We start from the raw sequence: 16,655 nt of genomic DNA on the forward strand, positions 1-16,655 counted from the left end.
GGCGACCTAGCTCTTCGCCGCGGCCTTCGTGGTCTTCGTGGCCGCCGTCTTCTTCGTCGCGGTCTTCTTGGCGGCCGTCTTCTTCGCCGCCGTCTTCTTGGTGGCGGTCTTCTTGGCCGGCGCCTTCTTAGCGCCCTTCTTGGCCGCCTTCTTCGCAGGGCCCTTGGCCCGGCGCTCGGCGAGCAGCTCGGCCGCGCGCTCCAGGGTCAGCGAGTCGATCTCGTCGTCCTTGCGCAGCGTGGCGTTGTACTCGCCGTCGGTCACGTACTCACCGAAGCGACCCGCCTTCACCACGACCGGCTGCCCGGAGACCGGGTCGTTGCCCAGCTCCTTGAGCGGCGGCGCCGCAGCCGCGCGACCCCGCTGCTTCGGCTGGGCGTAGATCGCCAGCGCCTCGTCGAGGGTGATCTCGAGCAGCTGGTCCTCCGTCGTGAGCGACCGCGAGTCGGTGCCCTTCTTGAGGTAGGGGCCGTAGCGGCCGTTCTGCGCGGTGATCTCGACGCCCTCGGCGTCGGTGCCGACGACGCGCGGGAGGCTGAGCAGCTTCACGGCGTCGTCGATGGTCACCTGGTCGAGCACCATCGACTTGAACAGCGACCCGGTGCGCGGCTTCGCCGACTTCGGGGCGTCCTCGGGCAGCAGCTCGGTGACGTAGGGACCGAAGCGGCCGTTCTTGGCGACCACGACGAGACCCGTCTCGGGGTGGCGACCGAGCTCGCGCTCCTCGCCGGACGGGTTCGCCAGCAGCTCGATGGCCTTCTCGACCGTGAGCTCGTCGGGCGGCAGGTCGTCGGGCACGTTGGCGCGCTTCGCGAACGCGGTGCCGTCGTCGTCCGGACCCTCGAGGTAGGGGCCGTACTTGCCGACGCGCAGGTGGATGCCCGACTTCTCGGCCTCCTGGCCGCCGGAGTACGGCACCGGGAAGGTCGCCAGCTCCTTGGCGTCGATGTCGCCGAGCTCGTTGACGAGGGTCTTCAGCCCGTCGACGTCGCCGGAGCCGAAGTAGAACTCGCCGAGCTCGGTGTTGCGGTCCTTGCGGCCCGCGGCGATCTCGTCGAGCACGTCCTCCATCTCGGCCGTGAACTCGTAGCTGATCTGGCGCGGGAAGTGGTCGGTCAGCAGCCGGACCACCGAGAACGCGAGCCAGGCCGGCACCAGGGCCGTGCCCTTCTTGTAGACGTAGCCGCGGTTGAGGATCGTGCCGATGATCGACGCGTACGTCGACGGGCGGCCGATCTCCCGGTCCTCCAGCTCCTTGATGAGCGTCGCCTCGGTGTAGCGCGCCGGCGGCTTCGTCTCGTGGCCGTTGGCGCCGAGCGAGGCGGCCGACACCGCGTCGCCCTCCTCGAGCGCCGGCAGGCGGGTCTCCTGGTCGTCGGTCGCGGCACCGTGGTCGGTGCCCTCGACGTACGCCTTCAGGAACCCGTGGAACGTGATGACGCGACCCGAGGCCGAGAACACGACGTCCTCGCCCGTGGCGGCGGTGCCACCGAGGCGGATCGAGACGCTCTGGCCGATCGCGTCGCGCATCTGGGAGGCGACGGTGCGCATCCAGATCAGCTCGTAGAGGCGGAACTGCTCGCCGCGCAGGCCGGTCTGGGCGGGGGTGCGGAACGACTCGCCCGCCGGGCGGATGGCCTCGTGGGCCTCCTGCGCGTTCTTGACCTTGCTCGCGTAGGTGCGCGGGGAGTCGGGCAGGTACTCCGCGCCGTACAGCTCCCGCACCTGGTCGCGCGCCGCGCCCACGGCGCCGGCGGACAGCGTGGTCGAGTCCGTACGCATGTAGGTGATGAAGCCGTTCTCGTACAGCCGCTGCGCCACCGACATCGTCACCGAGGCGCTCATGCCCAGCTTGCGCGAGGCCTCCTGCTGCATCGTCGTGGTGCGGAACGGCGCGTACGGCGAGCGCTTGTAGGGCTTCGACTCCACCGAGCGCACGTCGTACGTCGCGTCGCTCAGCGCGGTCACGAGACCCTCGGCGCGCTGCCGGTCGAGGTGCACGACCTTGCCCTGCGAGGCGCTCTTCAGCAGCCCGTCGGGGCCGAAGTCGGAGCCGCGGGCCACCCGGGCGCCGTCGACGGAGTGCACCTTGGCCGGGAACATGCGCTGGTCGTGCTTGCTGCCGGCGTCGAAGGTGCCCTCGAGGTCCCAGTACGAGGCGACCCGGAAGCGCATGCGCTCCGACTCGCGGTCGACGACGAGGCGGGTCGCCACCGACTGCACGCGGCCGGCGGACAGGCCGCTCATGACCTTGCGCCACAGCACGGGCGAGACCTCGTAGCCGTAGAGGCGGTCGAGGATGCGGCGGGTCTCCTGGGCCTCGACGAGGTCCATGGCCAGCTCGCGCGGGTTGTCGGCGGCCTCGAGGATCGCGGCCTTGGTGATCTCGTGGAAGACCATCCGCTTGACGGGGATGCCCTTCGGCTTCAGCTCGTCGAGAAGGTGCCACGCGATGGCCTCGCCCTCGCGGTCCTCATCGGTGGCGAGGAAGAGCTCGTCGGCGTCCTTCAGGAGGCTCTTGAGCTTGGAGATGTGGGACTTCTTGTCGCGCGGCACGACGTAGTACGGCTCGAAGCCGTTCTCCACGTCGACGGCGAGCCGTCCCCACGGCTTGTCCTTGATCTTGGCCGGGGTGTCGGCGGCGTTGTTCGGCAGGTCACGGATGTGCCCGATCGACGACTCGACGACGTACCCGGAACCCAGGTACCCCGCGATCGTGCGTGCCTTGGCAGGCGACTCGACGATCACCAGCTTGTGTGCCACGGAACCTCTTCGACCTGCCTCTCCCCGGGGCGTGCGGGTTTCCGCACGGCTCACCGGCGGCTCACAGTAGCGCGCAGTCCCGACGCCGCGGTGTCGGCCGTCCACCACCGCCCCGCCTGTGGAGGAGCGGTCGCGCACCGTCGGTGGGCGGTGCGAGGCTCGTGGGCACTTCGAACAGGCGACCGAAGGCGTCGCCGCGACACCGAGGAGACTCCGCGATGACCGACCCGCTGTGGCCCCCGTCCGACCCGATGTTCCCCGAGCCCGTCGACGAGCGGTGGGCCGCCGACCCCGTCGGCCCGCGGGGGTACGACCACGTCGCCGGCCGGGCCTTCGAGCAGAGCGACGTGCTCCCGGGCGAGCAGCTGACCCACCTCGTGCTCGTCGACGGCCGCCTGGTCGACGTCTGGACGGAGCCGGTCGAGTCCACGCGCTGGGCCGCCGTCGCCCGGGCCTTCGACCGCGCCGGCCGGCCGGAGCCCGCACCCGCACCGGTCGACCCTCCCCGCCACGAGAGCGTGCTCGCGTGGCTCGACGACGTCGTCGGGGGCCGCCAGGCCCTGCTCGCGCTCACGACCGCTTCCGCGCCCGCCCCCGCCGAGGCCCCCGTCCTGCTGCCCGCCCACCTGCGCGACCGCTGGCAGGCGGTGCGCGACCTGCTGTCGGCCGTCAGCGACGAGTGCTTCGACGCGCCCACCGAGGCCGCGCTGCACCGCGCCCTCGACCGCCTCGTGGTCGACGACCCGCAGTCCGTCGCCGCGGCCCGCTCGGCCGTGCACCTCGCCGGCGGGCTCTGCTGGCTGGTCGGCAAGGCCAACGGCCTCTTCGGTGCCCACGCGGCCACCCAGGGCGGCGTGCGCGACCTGCTCGGGCTCTCGCCGTCGATCTCGACCCTGGGCCCGCCGCTGCAGCGGTCGTTCGGAACGCCGTGGCCGGCGTCGGTGGGTCGCTACGGCGGCCGCAGCTGGTACGGCGCCCCCGACCTCCTGACGACGGGTTGCGTCGACCTGCTCACCGACCGCACGCGCCGGATGGTCGTGCGGATGCGCGACCGCGCCCTCGAGGAGGCCGCCCGCACGGGCGCCGTCGACCAGGACGCGGCCTGACGGACGCCGCTCCTCAGACCTCCAGGTAGCCGCCGGCCACCAGGTCACGCGCGACGGGCAGGTAGGTCTCGCGCAGGGCGACGGGGTCCTCGTCGAGCAGCTCGCCGAGGGCGTCGACGATCTGGCCGAGCGTGAGGTCGCCGTCGCTCGCGCCGACGAGGGCGGCGGTCACCGTGTCGGCCGCGTGGCCGCGGCGGAACCCGCGCTGCTGACGCAGCACGATCGCCTCGGGGTCGGCCGCACCGGGCTCGCCCACCGTCTCCTGGCGCACGTCGGGCCGGCGCCGCAGCCGCACGTCGAGCAGCGACTCGTCGTCGATCGCGGCGAGGTCGTCGATCGCGTGGCCCCAGCCGCTGATCGCGGCGGCGATCGGCTGCTCCACGTCATACGGCCACTTCTCGAGACGAAGGGTCGGGGTGCCCGGGGCCTCCTCGGGGCGCCGGCGCAGGTTGATCCAGCCGAACCCGACGCCCTCGATGCCCTGGTCGGCGAACCACGAGAGCCAGGTGTCGTAGCGGCGCAGGTACTCCGGCGTGCCGGGGGCTCCCTCGTCGGCGAGCCACAGCTCGACGTACGCCGCCGGGTCGACGACCTCGCGCTGCACGACGAAGGCGTCGCACGCGAGGCCGGGCTCGCCCGCGGGCGGCTCGAGCCAGCCGGCGAGCCGCTCGTCCCACGGCGTCCCCTCCTTGATGACCCAGTTGGCCAGCACCTGGCACCACCCGCCCGGGGTGAGGTGGCGAGGCGCGGCCCGCACGATGTCCTCGACCACGCGGTCACCGGGCAGCCCGGAGTCGCGGTAGACGAGGCGCTCGCCGGTGCCGGGAGAGATGACGAACGGCGGGTTCGTGGCGATGAGGTCGAACTGCTCGCCCCGCACGGGGTCGAAGTAGGAGCCGTCGCGCACCTCGATCGAGGGCAGGTCGTTCAGCGCCGCGTTGAGGCGGGCCAGCCGCAGCGCGCGGGGGTTGACGTCGGTGGCGACGACGCGGCCGGCGTGGGTCGCGAGGTGCAGGGCCTGCACACCGCAGCCGGTCCCGAGGTCGAGCGCCGACGTGACGTCGTCGCGGATGGTGAGCTGGGCGAGCGACGTCGAGGCCGAGCTGATGCCGAGCACGTGGTCGCTCGTGACCCGGTTGGGCGTGCCGTCGAGACCGGGGGTGAGGTCGCTCACGACCCAGAAGTCGTGCTCGCCCGACGCGTCGGGAGCGGCGTACGGGCGGCAGTCCAGGCGGGCGCGCACCTCCCCGACCGTCGTCTCCAGCAACCCGTCGACCGCGAGCCGGTCGACCAGACCGGGCAGCGCGAGGTCGGCCGCGGCGCGGGGCACGGCGGTCTGCAGGAGGAAGAGCCGGGTGAGGGTCGCGAGCGGCGAGCCGTCCGTCGTGCGCCGGAGCCCGGGCGCCGTCTGGTTGCGGGCCAGGGCGGAGTGCGCGGTCGCGCCGAGCAACCGTGCCACGGCGTCCACGGTGAAGTCGGCGGCGATCAGCGCCTCGCGGAGCCGGTGCGGGAGTTCACTCGTTGCGGTCACGCCCGCGAGCGTAGCGATCCGGGGAGACCGGGCCCCGCGGGGTGCGCGCGTGTGGTCCCCGGCGAGGGGAGCAGCAACGAGACACGCAACGAGAAAGGCCCCCTCCGCCGAAGCGGAAGGGGCCTCCTCATGGTCTCGGACAGGTGCGTCCGAAGGCCGCGCGGTCGATCAGACCGGGCGGACGTTCTCCGCCTGCGGGCCCTTGGGGCCCTGCGTGACGTCGAACTCGACCTTCTGGTTCTCGTCGAGGGACTTGTAGCCCTGGGTCTGGATCGCGGAGTAGTGGACGAAGACGTCGTCGCCACCGTTCTCCTGCGCGATGAAACCGAAACCCTTCTCGGCGTTGAACCACTTCACGGTGCCCTGAGTCATGTGACTCTTCTCCTCTTGTCGGGGCGAGAGCCGTCACTTCGACGACCCACACCAGATGCGGTGATACGTCGCTCCGACTGTCGTGAGTGGCAGGCCCACGAAGAAAAGCGCCGTTGGATCACAAACTCCGCGGGCGATACCTGCTGGAACTTGCACCTGTTGCGACGACGACACTACCAACCCGAGCCCCGCGCAGGACATTCACCGGCAGGGTGAATTCCACGATGTGGGGTGAAGAGTCTGCAACGGGCTGATGACGACTGCGCAACACGGCCCTGGGGGCCGCTTCCCATGCGGCGGCCCGCTCGAGAATGACATCCGTTTGCCTCATGTGCGACAGTGTTGTCTCACATGCGACAGTGACAGATGTCGCTCCCCCGTGCTCAGGAGAGAACCCCAATGGTCACGCGCGACGACGTCCTCGACCGTGCTCTGCGCCACCTCAACGTCGACCCCACGGCGTCGATGGGCGCGATCGCCGAGGCCGCCGGCGTCAGCCGCGCCACCGTGCACCGCCACTTCGACAGTCGCGAGGCCCTCGTGCGCGAGCTGTGCGACCGGTCGCTCGACCGGTGGGAGGAGTCCCAGGTCGCCGCCGGCATCGTGGCGGCCACCACCGCGCAGGACGCCGAGCTCTGCCGGGCCGCCCTCGACCGGCTGATCTCGGCGTACGTCGACGACGCCGAGGACTTCGGGTTCGCGCTCACCGACTGCTTCATCGACGTCGACCCTGACCTGCGGTCCCGCACGGAGACCCTGTTCGAGCTCGACATCGCGTTCCTGGTCACGGCCCAGGAGCAGGGCGTCGTCCGCCGCGACCTCCCCGCCCGCTGGCTCGGCCACACCCTCTACGGGCTCTCCGTCGCCGCCCGCGACGCCCTGCGCAACGGCGACGTCGCCCGCCGCGACCTCGACGCCATGGTCCGCACCACCTTCCTCGACGGAGCCTCCGCATGAGCACCCCGCCCACGACCCCCGCCGGCACCCCCGCCGGAACCCCCGCCGGCACCCCCACCGGCACGCCGATCGACAAGGGCCACCCCCGCCGCTGGGCCGGCCTCGCCGTGCTCTCGGCCAGCCTCCTCGTGGTCGTCATGGACATGACGATCCTCAACATCGCGCTGCCCGAGATGTCGACGGAGCTGCGCCCCAGCTCCGTCGAGCTGCTCTGGATGGTCGACGTCTACGCGCTCGTGCTCGCGGGGCTGCTCGTGCCGGTGAGCGCGCTCGGTGACCGCTGGGGCCGACGCCGGATGCTCGTCACCGGTTTCGTGATCTTCGCCCTCGCCTCGCTCGCCGTGCTCGTCGCGGAGACCCCCGCCCACGTCATCGGCGTGCGCGCCCTGCTCGGCATCGGTGGCGCGATGATCATGCCGTCGACGCTGTCGCTGATCCGCTCGCTCTTCCCGGACCCGACGGAGCGCGCGACCGCGCTCGGCGTCTGGGGCGCGATGGCGGCCGTCGGTGGAGCGCTGGGCCCGGTGGTCGGTGGCCTGCTGCTCGAGAAGTGGTCGTGGCACTCGGCGTTCCTCGTCAACGTGCCCGTCATGGTCGTGGCGATCGCGGCGGCGCTCTGGCTGCTGCCCGAGAGCCGCTCGGCCCGGCCCCCGCGGGTCGACGTGACCGGCGTCGTCCTCTCCTTCACCGGCATGGCGGCGCTCGTGTACGCCGTGAAGCACGTCGGCAAGCACGGCGTCGACCTCACCGGGGTCGCCGTCGCCGTCCTGGCCGTGGCGGCTCTCGTGCTCTTCGTCCGTCGCTGCCTCACCACGCCCGACCCGATGCTCGAGGTGCGGCTGTTCCAGGGCCGCGCCTTCACGGCAGGCGTCGTCACGGCGCTGGCCACGAGCATCGCCATGATCGCGATGCTCCTGCTGGGCGCGCAGTGGCTGCAGCTGGTGCAGGGCTGGTCGCCGCTGCAGTCGGGCCTCGCCCTGCTCCCCCTCGCGGTCGGCGGCCTCATCGGCTCGCCGCTCGCCCCGTCGGTGGCGCGCGTCGTCGGCGCCCGCACCGTGCTGGCCGGCGGGCTCGCGATCGGAGGCACCGGGTTCCTCGTGCTCTTCCTGGCGCCGAGCCCGCTGGGCTACCCGGCGGTCGCGCTCGCCCTCAGCCTCGTCGGCATCGGGATGGCGTCCCTCGCCGTGGCCTCGGCCGTCATCATGGCCGGCGCGCCCGTGGACCAGGCCGGCAGCGCAGCAGCCATCGAGGAGAGCAGCTACGAGCTGGGCGGCGTCCTCGGCGTCGCGGTGCTGGGCAGCCTCGCGGCGGCGATCTACCGCAACGGCCTCCCGACGGCCGATCTCACGTCGTACGGCGTGAGCGACGCCGCGGCGGAGACCTCCCGCGAGTCCCTGGGCGGCGCGCTCGAGGTGGCCGGCGGGCTCGGCGGCAACGGCGCGGCGATGGCGGCCGACGCAGCGGCCTCGTTCACCGACTCGCTCACGTGGTTCGGCCTCGCCGGCGCGGTCGTGATGCTCTCGGCCTCGGTGCTCGTCGCCTGGCTCACGCCGCGCGACCTGGACCTGAGCGAGGTCGAGCACTGACGCCCGCGCCGGTCGCGGTACGGCGGGAGCTCCTCGGCCGGGCCCTCAGCCCGTACGGCGACGGGCGAGCAGCGCGGCCGCGGTGCCCGCGACGGTGAAGGTCGCCGTCGTCACCAGCACCACGGTCAGCGGCGCCGCCCAGGCGTCGGTGGAGTCGTGGAGCACCCCGAGGAGCGTCGGACCGAGGGCGGCCACGACGTACCCCGAGCCCTGCACGAGGGTCGAGGTGGCGGCGCCCTCGCGGTCGGTGCGGGAGACCCGCACCACGATGCTGAAGATGGCCGCGAAGCCGCCGCCCTGGGCGATGCCGCCGAGCACGCTGCCCACCAGGTAGGCCTCGGGCGCGACGAGCAGCTGGAGCGGGAAGCTGAACCAGAGCGCGCCGACCGCCACCACCGTGAGCCACTCGGGCACCCGCAGCGCGAGCAGCGGCACGCCCAGCGCGCCGATGATGGCGCTCACCTGGAAGACCGACGCCAGGCCGCCGGCCGCCCCGGCGCTCGCACCGGCCTCGTCGGCCAGCACCGAGGGCAGCCAGGCCGTGAGCGAGTAGTACGACGTCGCCTGGCCCGCGAAGGCGACGGCCAGCAGGAGCACGACGGGGTTGCGCCACACCGGACCGGTGACCACCGGCGCCGCGACCGGCGCCTCCTCGACCTCCGCGGCCCGGCGGCGGTCGTGCAGCACGTAGAAGCGCCAGGCCACGATCGCGACGAGGGCGACGACGGTCGGCACGACGAGGGCGAAGCGCCAGCTCGTCGCGCCGGCGAGCGGGGCGGCCGTGAGCAGCACGGCCATCGAGCCGACGTTCATGACGGCCGTGTACATGCCGGTGACGGCGCCGGCGTACGCCGCCGGTGTGCCCCGACGGATGAGCACCGGCACGACGATGTTGCCGATCGTGATGCCGAGGCCGATGACCACGGTGCCGGCCACGGCCGCCGCGAACGAGCCACCCGACCGCACCAGGCTGCCGACCACGACGCCGCCCAGGCACAGCAGCACCGCGGACTCCGCGCCGAAGCGACGGATCACCAGCAGCGCGACCGGCGCCGCCAGGCCGAAGCAGAGCACCGGCAGGCTCGTCAGCAGCCCGACCTCGCCACCGGAGATGTCGAGGGCGGCGCGGATCTCGTCGGTCACCGCCGAGACGCCCACGAAGGGCGCCCGCAGGTTGAGCGCCGCGAGCATCAGGGCCGCGACGAAGAGCCACGGGAAGGGGGAGCGGGCGGGCGTCGTACCGGGTCCGCTCGTCACGCGAGCACGCTACGCCCCGCGCATCGGGCCACCCGAACCGAGGTACGGCGCACCGCGGCCCCGGCGCCCGGCCCCGGGCTGCGATACTGCGGCTGGCGCTCGTGAGGTCCGGCCCCCGGCCTCCCTCGGCGCCCCGCGGGCCCTTAGCTCAATTGGCAGAGCGTCGGACTTTTAATCCGCTGGTTGTGGGTTCGAGTCCCACAGGGCCTACCAGGACTGACCTGGCGATACGGGCCACGGGCGCCCCCTATCGGAGGCGCCCGTGGGGCAAACGTGGGGCAGGACCCTCGACTAGGCCCCCCCGACGACGCCGAGCGCGGCCGCCTCGGGCCTCTTCTTCGGCTTGGCCGGGATGACCGGTGCTCCGAGCGCCCCGAGCACGTCGTCGCGGTTCGTGTTCTCGAGGTGCGCGTAGCGCTGGGTGGTGGCCGAGGAGACGTGCCCGAGCAGCTGCCCGACCTTCGCGAGCGAGTAGCCGGCCTGCAGCAGCCACGACGCGTACGTGTGCCGGAGGTCGTGGATCCGGGTGTGCCCGATCTCGGACGCGACGACCGCGCTCTTCCAGACGTCCGACCAGTTCGAGTTGCGGAGCACACCGCCGCGCGGGCTCGTCACCAGGAGCGGACCACGGCACGTCTGGCCGTGCTCGTGCGGCACCCCGCAGGGGCCGCGGTCGTGCTCGAGCGCGCTGAGCCGCGTCACCAGGTCGTCGGTGAGCGGCACCTCCCGCCGGCGCTTGCCCTTGGGGTAGGCCTTGATCAACCCGTTCTTCTCGTCGTACGCCTCGATGACGCTGAACATGCCGCGGTCGAGGTCGGTGCGGTGGACGTGGAGGCCAGCGAGCTCGCCCCACCGCAGGCCGGTGTAGACCAGGAGGTCGGCCACGAGCTGGTCGTCGGTGGTCGGCAGGTTGCCGAGGACGAGGGAGTACTCCGTCCGGCTGAGGAACCGCTCGGCGCCCTGGCTGGGCACGGAGAGCCGCATACGGGCGGTGGGGTTGACGTCGATGATCTCGGCGTCGATCGCCGCGGTGAGCGAGGCGGACATCAGCGCGACGATCCGCTCGATGGTCGCCGGCGTGAGCCCGGAGCGCCGGAGCTCCGCGACCCACAGCTTGATCGCGTGACGGTTGATCGCGCCCACGGGTACGTCGCGCCACTTCGGCTTGAGGTAGAGGTCGAGGCGGCTGGCGTCGACCTTGCGCGTGGAGGCCGCGACGTCGCGTACCTCCCACCAGGTGTCGCACCACTCCCCCCACGTCTGTCGGTGCGCGTCGGGGTTCGAGATCAGCCGGCGGCGGACCTTCTCCTCTTCCTTCGCGGCCGCGGCCCGTGCCCGGGCGGCGTGGGAGAAGGTGCCGTCGGCGCTGCGCTGCTTGCCGGCGTTGTCGCGGTAGAGGCCTCGGTACCGGCCGCTGGCCAGCCGCTCACTCCACGCCATCGTGGTCCTCCCGAGCCTGTGCGAAGCGGTTCGTGAGCCACGCCCGCTCCATCGGGCTCATGTGGCGCAGGCGGTAGCGGAGCACGTAGACGTCGACGCCGAGCTCCTCGGCGGCCTCCTCGTCCGTGTAGGCCCAGAGCAGCGCCTCGAGCACGTCGCGGATCTCGGGGATCATCAGGAACGCCGTCTCGCGGCGGACCTTCTCTTCGTCCTTCGCGCGGAGCCCGAGCGGTTGAGGGCCGCGCTCGATGTGCAGCACCTCGTGCTGGACGGTGCAGCGCCGCTCCTCCCACGACATTCCGCGACGCAGGCTGATGGTCTGGTCGCGGTGGTTGGTGAGCCCCATCGGCCCGTCGTCGTGCCACAGCAGCCGGACGTGGACCAGGCGCCTGAGGTGGCGCCATGGATTGACCCTGAAACCGACCCCCGTCATGCGGTGGACGGTAGCGACGGCCGCCGACATCAGTCGTCGTCGCCGAGCCGCTTCGGCTCGGTGTCCTCGCTGCGGGCGGCCATGTCCGCGTCGTCGAACGACGAGAAGTCGGGACGGGCCGGACGGGCTGTCGGGCCGTAGGTGGCCGGCTCGCGGTCGCGACGTACGACGGCGCGGACCATCAGCTCGCCCGGATCGAGCCCCAGGGCCTCGGTGACAGCCTCAACCACGGCGGTCGTCATGCCGCGTTCGGCCTTGAGGTAGCGGCGGAGCGTGAGGCGCTCGATACCGGACTCGTCGGAGAGCCACGTCTGCGTCTTGTCCTGCGCGCCGAGCTCGCTGCGGATCTCCGCCGCGAGCGCGCCGTTCAGTCCGCGCCGGTGGTCCTTCTCGATGGGGCTCATGGCCATCACTCTAGTGCCTAAAGCGGTCACAGTCTGTAGCCATTTGGATAAATCTGTTCCCGAACGGTTGTCTGAAATGCCACTCGTGTGCTTCTGTTGCCACATGGCAACGAACTACACCCAGATGGTCACGACCTCCGTCGTGACCCTGATGCGCGACCGTGGCCTCAACCTCACGTCCCTGGCGACGCGCAGTGGAGTTCCGCGCCGCGCGATCGAGAGCGCCGTGCAGAGCGGCAAGCCCTGGCGGACCAACCACCTCGAGGCTATCGCGGTCGCCCTCGACGCCGACCTGGCCGCGATCGTCTCCCCCGGGATGCTCCGGGCCGGTGATGCCGCGTGACCACCACGAACCGTCAGCTCTGGCTCTCGGTCACCCAGGCTGCCGAGGTCGCCCAGCGCCACCCCGTCACGGTGCGCAAGGCCCTGGCCGAGGAGAAGCTCCACGGCCACCAGCGCGCCGCCGGCGCCAGCTGGCGCATCCACGCGGACTGCCTCGAGGCATGGCTCCGCAACGAGCCCTGCCCCTGCGCGGCCGCACCGACGGGCGTCACCCAGCTACACGGCGCGAAGGCGGCGTCATGAGCACCGCTGCCGCAACCGCGGGCCGGCCGGTGCCGCCGGGCTTCGTCGCTCTCGACGACGAGCAGGCCGTCCACCCGGCCGAGGTGCGGGTGATCGTCGCGGACCGGACCGGCACCCGCGTCTACCTCCGCGGTGCTGGCCGCCCCTACCTCGACGTCGCGAAGCCGATCCACGAGGTCATGCGCCTGCTCGCCCACCTCCCCTGAACCTGCACCACCCCAGCACGACGGCAGCCCCAGCCGACCACGCCTCCACTCCGAAAGGCCCCACCCATGACCACAACCGTCCGGACGATCCCGCTGCGGGAGTTGTCCGCCCACCCGAAGAACCCTCGCCACCAGGCCGTCGCGGACGACGAGCTCGTGGTGTCGATCAAGCAGCACGGCCTCGTGCAGCCCCTCGTCGTTGCGCCCGCGGCCGACGGCGCCGACGGCTTCGTGATCATCGCCGGACACCGCCGCCACGCGGCCGCGAAGAAGGCCCGCCTGAAGGACCTGCCCTGCATCGTCCGCGAGGACCTCGACACCGACGCCACCCAGGTGATGGCGATGTACCTCGAGAACTCCTCGCGGGTCGACCTCACCCCGATCGAGGAGGCCGAGACCTACCAGGCCCTCATCGACCTCGGGCTGAAGCAGAAGGACATCGCGCAGAAGACCGGTCGCGCCGCCAAGACCGTGTCCACGCGGCTGCGGCTCCTCCGGCTGCAGAAGAGCACCCAGAAGAAGGTCCACGAGGGCCAGGTCACGATCGAGGACTCTCTCGCGCTGGTCGAGTTCGCCGACGACCCCGAGGCCACGGCCAAGCTCGAGAAGGCCGCGGGCACCTACAACTTCCAGTACGAGCTGGCGCGCGCCCGCCAGGCCCGCGAGGTCGCCGCCCAGATCGCGACCGACGTCGCCGCGCTCGAGCAGGAGGGCGTGCCGAACGTCGGTGACCTCCCGACCGACTTCAACGCGTACGGCAGTTTCGTTCGAGAGGCTGGCCTCACCGCGATCTCCCGCGACGCGGTGGCCGACCACGCCGGCCACGTGAAGTACGGGGTGCGCGGGCCGGGCTACCTGGGCGACGTCGCCCGCCTGATCATCTACTGCGCCGACCAGTCGGCACACGTCGCGGCGGACCAGGACCCGGCAGCGATCGCGGCCGAGGCGGCGCGTCGCGAGAGCGAGGAAGAGGCGGCTGCCGCGGACCGCGCGCACGCCGAGATGAAGACCGCCGCCCGCAAGGTGCGCCTCGACACCGCAACCGAGACCGCCACAGCCCACGTCGCCAAGGGCGGGCCCGCGGTCATCGAGTTCATCCGCGCCGCGCTGCCGTCCCTCATCGAGCTGTACGTCGAGCGGTACGGCCACGAGACGTACGTGCAGCGTCTCGACCTGCCGGGCGAGACGTGGGACATGTGGTCCGGCCCGGGCCTGCAGTCGTGGCGGGACCACTTCGCCGACCTCCGGGAGGCCTCCCCGGCCCGCGTCGCGCGCATCTTCACCGAGGTCCTCGCCCTGGCCCCCGACGGCGAGCTCGACGCCGAGGGCTACTCGGGTGCCGAGCCGGACCTCACCCACATGCTCCTGGCGCCCTGGCTGGACTACCTCGAGTCCGTTGGCCACGAGTGGCACGAGGTCGAGGTCCCCTACATCGACGCCGTACGCCGCGCCGATGAGGCAGAGACCGAGGGCGACGAGGCCGACGCCGAGGCGGTGCCGGCATGAGCGACCCGACCACCACCCTGCTGGACCCGCGCGTCCTGTTCACCAACCCGCCCTGCGTCTGCTGCGCGTGCTGCGAGGACTACTGCCCCGACTACGAGACGCACGGCGCCGAGCCCAACTGGGCCGGGCCCCTCTTCCGCGTCAACATCGAGGGCGTCGAGTACGTCGGACCGAACTGGCTCCTGATCCGTGTCGACGCCCTGCAGCAGGAGCGCATCGACATCGACGTGCTGCCCATCGAGCCCACCTACCTGGTGGGGACGATCGCCGCGCCCACCAAGCGACCCGATGACCCGACACAGCCGCTCACCGTCCGGGCCCTCGACGTCCTGGACCGAGCGGGTGTCGTAGCTGCCGGTGGCGGCGACGCCGCGCACCTCTACGTCGACGAACGCCACGTCGGGTGGGTCAGGCCCGCCAAGACTGGCCACGGCACCCCAGCCGTGGACCTCCCGATCGCCCGGGTCCTGGCCCGTGAGATCGGCATCGACCTCCGCAAGGCAGCCGCCGCGCTCGCCTTCATCCGCAAGGTGGAGGGACCGGCATGAGCGACCCGTCCAAGACCAGCGACGAGACCCGCGTCGTCGAGGTCCACTTCTCCGCCGCCGCTGGCCGCGACGTCATGAACATGCTCGTCGAGGTGTGGCTGTGCGCTTTCAGCAACGGCGCCGCGTGGGGCCTCACCCGCCCCGGTCCGGTGGCCGGGCCGGCCGCCTACGACATCGCCGTGACCGTGCGCGACGAGATGCGCGGCGACCGCCTGCGGGTCGAGGAGATCCACCAGGACATCGCCCGCCACCTCCGCGACCTCGACATCACCGAGCCCCCTGGGAGCCCCTCGTGAAGGCCACGATCGCCTCGCCCGCCCTGTTCGACGACGCCCTGACATGGGCAGTCCTCGCCTACCCCGACGAGGAGCACGCCGCTCCTGTGAGCGTCATCGCGGACGCCGACTCCGGGGAGGTCCGGATCACCGGACTCGACGCCGCCCATGCCCACACAGCGTCTGTGCCTGCCGACGTCCTGGCCAGCGGCCAGGCGTGGATCGACGGAACCGCCGCGCAGCGCCTGTTCAAGAACGTCGGCGCCGGCACTGTGTGGCTGCAGGTCACCGACGGCGTCGTGCCGACCCTGAGCGTCCGCACCCCGAACGTGCGCGGCGAGCTCTCGACCGAGATCGCGCCCGGGCACACCGACTACCCCGGCCCCGACGTCGAGTGGGTCACCCACGGCCAGATCCAGGGCGACCTCTTCGCGACCACCGCCACCGCTGCGGCGAGGTTCGCTGAGCTCGACAGCCTCTTCGCCGTGTACGGCGGTGTCCGTCTCACCTCACAGGGCAGCACGCTGATCGCCACGGCGGGGTCGAAGCACACGATGGCCACGTTCAACGCGGGCTACGAACCCGCCGGCGTCGACGCTCTGGACGTCGTGGTCCCGGCGGTCGAGCTCGGCCGCGCCGCCCGCGGCATGCTGTTCACCGGCTTCCCCGTCACGATCGCCACGGCGCCCGGGCGACGCGCGCCGTGGGTCCGGCTCACCACCCCCGGCCGGGTCGCTCACATCCGGACCATCGACCAGCGCTGGCCGCTGACTCCCGCCCCTGCGGCACCGGTGGCCACGGCCGAGATCCCGACCCTCGACCTGCTCCACGCCGTGGGCCGCCTCGAGAGCCGAGACCCCGACCAGGCCATCGACCTCCACCTCGGGGAGCACTCCCTGGTCCTCGCCGCGACGAGCCGCTCAGGCGCCGCCCGGGTCGAGATGCCCTGGCCGCGCCGTGGTGCCGCGGTCGGTGGGGTCCGGGTCGGTTCGCGACTCCTGCGCCACGCCCTGGCCAACGTGCTCGGCGTCATCGACCTACTCGACGTCAGCGTGTCAGGCCCGCACGCCCCGCTCGTCATCACGGCTGCGGGCGACGACACCTCCCTGGTGCAGATCCAGTCGATCCGCCCGGCCGGGAGCGTGCGCGGTGTCTGAGCCGGCGATCACCTTCCGGGCCATGTGGCCCATCCGCGACGAGTCGTGCTCGATCACGGATCTGTGCCGCGAGGCCACCGAGGAGCTGCCCGGGCTGGTGGCGCGAGCCAACGCCAAGCTGCTCAGCCCCGGCGCCTTCTCGATCAAGCCCGCGTCGAAGGTCCCCGGCTCCGGCAACACGACCCGCTCGGTGCTGCTCTACGAGGCCCCGGCCCAGGCGGCCCCGGTCGCCCGGCCGTACCACCGGCGTCTGTCGAGGGCGGCGTCATGAACGAGGACAACGAGCTGGTGCTCGTGCTGCTTCCGTACGTCGGGCTGCTCCTGGCGTTCGCGCTCATCGGCGCCGGCGACTGGCTGTGGCGGCAGATCTCGTTCCGCCTGTTCCGCAACCAGGAGACCGACGCCCAGGACCGCGCCCGGGACCGCGGCCGCGATATCGGGAGCGACCGATGAAGCGCCGGCGTCTGTTCGACCGGATTGTGTGCCTCCTCACCGGTGGCCACCAGGACCTCAACGTCCCCGGACACGG

General features: G+C 72.2%; 19 protein-coding genes and 1 tRNA gene. 13 read left to right on the top strand and 7 right to left on the bottom strand.

Translation table 11 applies throughout. The annotated features are described in order from the left end of the window. Positions 1-6: 6 nt before the first annotated feature. Positions 7-2,763: a type I DNA topoisomerase gene (topA, locus tag K329_RS27630; protein WP_043644116.1), complete on the bottom strand. Its 2,757-nt coding sequence runs from the start codon at positions 2,761-2,763 to the stop codon at positions 7-9. A 218-nt stretch (positions 2,764-2,981) separates the two neighbouring features. On the opposite strand from topA, the gene K329_RS0117405 reads away from it, so the two are divergent. After that, on the top strand, positions 2,982-3,869 hold the full coding sequence (locus tag K329_RS0117405; protein ID WP_028474050.1) for a hypothetical protein: 888 nt from the start codon (positions 2,982-2,984) through the stop codon (positions 3,867-3,869). Between the two features lie 13 nt (positions 3,870-3,882). On the opposite strand, the gene K329_RS0117410 is transcribed toward K329_RS0117405, so the two are convergent. Together K329_RS0117410 and K329_RS0117415 are read right to left on the bottom strand one after the other, a co-directional pair. Next, positions 3,883-5,400, bottom strand: coding sequence for a DUF7059 domain-containing protein (locus K329_RS0117410; RefSeq protein ID WP_028474051.1), 1,518 nt, complete (start codon positions 5,398-5,400; stop codon positions 3,883-3,885). 168 nt (positions 5,401-5,568) lie between these two features. Further along, positions 5,569-5,772 carry a cold-shock protein gene (locus K329_RS0117415; RefSeq protein WP_028474052.1) on the bottom strand — a complete coding sequence of 68 codons (204 nt, stop codon included), beginning with the start codon at positions 5,770-5,772 and terminating at the stop codon, positions 5,569-5,571. 399 nt (positions 5,773-6,171) lie between these two features. Here K329_RS0117415 and K329_RS0117420 point away from each other — a divergent pair, with 399 nt between their 5' ends. Together K329_RS0117420 and K329_RS27635 are read left to right on the top strand one after the other, a co-directional pair. Continuing rightward, positions 6,172-6,729, top strand: a complete 558-nt coding sequence (locus K329_RS0117420) for a TetR/AcrR family transcriptional regulator (protein ID WP_028474053.1) — start codon at positions 6,172-6,174, stop codon at positions 6,727-6,729. Then, a complete protein-coding gene (locus K329_RS27635; protein WP_084541418.1) occupies positions 6,726-8,315 on the top strand; it encodes an MFS transporter in 1,590 nt (529 codons plus the stop codon). The genes K329_RS0117420 and K329_RS27635 overlap by 4 nt, the downstream gene beginning before the upstream one ends. A 45-nt stretch (positions 8,316-8,360) precedes the next feature. On the opposite strand, the gene K329_RS0117430 is transcribed toward K329_RS27635, so the two are convergent. Continuing rightward, positions 8,361-9,572, bottom strand: a complete 1,212-nt coding sequence (locus K329_RS0117430; RefSeq protein ID WP_028474054.1) for an MFS transporter — start codon at positions 9,570-9,572, stop codon at positions 8,361-8,363. A gap of 137 nt (positions 9,573-9,709) precedes the next feature. Here K329_RS0117430 and K329_RS0117435 point away from each other — a divergent pair. After that, positions 9,710-9,785, top strand: a tRNA-Lys gene (locus K329_RS0117435). A gap of 78 nt (positions 9,786-9,863) precedes the next feature. Here K329_RS0117435 and K329_RS0117440 read toward each other — a convergent pair. Genes K329_RS0117440 through K329_RS0117450 form a run of 3 tightly spaced genes read right to left on the bottom strand, consistent with a single transcriptional unit; the run spans position 9,864 to position 11,849 of the window. Continuing rightward, positions 9,864-11,012, bottom strand: a complete 1,149-nt coding sequence (locus tag K329_RS0117440; RefSeq protein WP_028474055.1) for a tyrosine-type recombinase/integrase — start codon at positions 11,010-11,012, stop codon at positions 9,864-9,866. Next, positions 10,999-11,445: a hypothetical protein gene (locus K329_RS0117445; protein ID WP_157571806.1), complete on the bottom strand. Its 447-nt coding sequence runs from the start codon at positions 11,443-11,445 to the stop codon at positions 10,999-11,001. Before K329_RS0117445 ends, K329_RS0117440 begins: the two co-directional genes overlap by 14 nt. 29 nt (positions 11,446-11,474) lie before the next feature. Further along, a complete protein-coding gene (locus tag K329_RS0117450) occupies positions 11,475-11,849 on the bottom strand; it encodes a helix-turn-helix domain-containing protein (protein WP_157571807.1) in 375 nt (124 codons plus the stop codon). Positions 11,850-11,952: 103 nt separating this feature from the next. Between K329_RS0117450 and K329_RS0117455 the strand changes: the two genes are divergently transcribed. From K329_RS0117455 to K329_RS0117495, 9 genes are all read left to right on the top strand, one after another. After that, positions 11,953-12,192 carry a helix-turn-helix domain-containing protein gene (locus tag K329_RS0117455; protein WP_157571808.1) on the top strand — a complete coding sequence of 80 codons (240 nt, stop codon included), beginning with the start codon at positions 11,953-11,955 and terminating at the stop codon, positions 12,190-12,192. Next, positions 12,189-12,434, top strand: coding sequence for a helix-turn-helix domain-containing protein (locus tag K329_RS27640; protein WP_043644121.1), 246 nt, complete (start codon positions 12,189-12,191; stop codon positions 12,432-12,434). Before K329_RS0117455 ends, K329_RS27640 begins: the two co-directional genes overlap by 4 nt. Then, positions 12,431-12,640, top strand: coding sequence for a hypothetical protein (locus tag K329_RS31025; RefSeq protein WP_157571809.1), 210 nt, complete (start codon positions 12,431-12,433; stop codon positions 12,638-12,640). Before K329_RS27640 ends, K329_RS31025 begins: the two co-directional genes overlap by 4 nt. A gap of 66 nt (positions 12,641-12,706) precedes the next feature. Next, the gene (locus K329_RS29760; RefSeq protein WP_084541419.1) at positions 12,707-14,146 is read left to right on the top strand and encodes a ParB/RepB/Spo0J family partition protein; all 1,440 of its coding nucleotides are present in this window, start codon (positions 12,707-12,709) and stop codon (positions 14,144-14,146) included. Then, entirely contained in the window at positions 14,143-14,694 is a 552-nt protein-coding gene (locus tag K329_RS0117475) for a hypothetical protein (RefSeq protein WP_028474059.1), read from the top strand. Before K329_RS29760 ends, K329_RS0117475 begins: the two co-directional genes overlap by 4 nt. Beyond that, positions 14,691-14,990, top strand: a complete 300-nt coding sequence (locus tag K329_RS0117480; protein ID WP_028474060.1) for a hypothetical protein — start codon at positions 14,691-14,693, stop codon at positions 14,988-14,990. The genes K329_RS0117475 and K329_RS0117480 overlap by 4 nt, the downstream gene beginning before the upstream one ends. Further along, entirely contained in the window at positions 14,987-16,126 is a 1,140-nt protein-coding gene (locus tag K329_RS0117485; RefSeq protein WP_028474061.1) for a hypothetical protein, read from the top strand. The genes K329_RS0117480 and K329_RS0117485 overlap by 4 nt, the downstream gene beginning before the upstream one ends. After that, the gene (locus tag K329_RS0117490; protein ID WP_028474062.1) at positions 16,119-16,397 is read left to right on the top strand and encodes a hypothetical protein; all 279 of its coding nucleotides are present in this window, start codon (positions 16,119-16,121) and stop codon (positions 16,395-16,397) included. The genes K329_RS0117485 and K329_RS0117490 overlap by 8 nt, the downstream gene beginning before the upstream one ends. Next, the gene (locus K329_RS0117495) at positions 16,394-16,579 is read left to right on the top strand and encodes a hypothetical protein (protein ID WP_028474063.1); all 186 of its coding nucleotides are present in this window, start codon (positions 16,394-16,396) and stop codon (positions 16,577-16,579) included. The genes K329_RS0117490 and K329_RS0117495 overlap by 4 nt, the downstream gene beginning before the upstream one ends. Positions 16,580-16,655: the final 76 nt, after the last annotated feature.

The organism is Nocardioides alkalitolerans DSM 16699 (assembly GCF_000426525.1).
GTDB lineage: Bacteria > Actinomycetota > Actinomycetes > Propionibacteriales > Nocardioidaceae > Nocardioides > Nocardioides alkalitolerans.